The sequence below is a fragment of the Endozoicomonas atrinae genome (assembly GCF_001647025.1).
In the GTDB taxonomy this organism is placed as follows: Bacteria; Pseudomonadota; Gammaproteobacteria; order Pseudomonadales; family Endozoicomonadaceae; genus Endozoicomonas; species Endozoicomonas atrinae.
The window spans coordinates 1-246 of sequence record NZ_LUKQ02000944.1 but is presented as its reverse complement, the minus strand read 5'-3'; the positions used below and the strand labels follow the sequence as shown (position 1 = coordinate 246).

Sequence of the window (246 nt, the reverse complement as noted above, 5' to 3'; positions counted from 1 at the left end):
TGACCGGTAAATCCGTTTCAGGTCGCTGGCGACGCATTTACGGTCCTTGTAGGAGACGTATTTCAGCGAGTTACGTACCTGATGCACAATACACAGCTGAACCTGAGCCATTGGGAACACGGTGTTATACCAATTGAATTTTCTAACTACTGTATAACTGCCCAATCACGGGAGCACAGACTGAACAGTCGACCAGCTTCGCTGCAAAGGTTATTCCAAGCTTCACAGCAACAATCTACAATATTT

Annotated in this window: 1 pseudogene; it reads right to left on the bottom strand. The window is 45.9% G+C overall.

Annotation, left to right across the window (positions count from 1 at the left end):
• A pseudogene (locus AK963_RS33025) lies at positions 1 to 126 on the bottom strand (transposase); the annotation flags it as partial.
• Positions 127 to 246 lie beyond the last annotated feature (120 nt).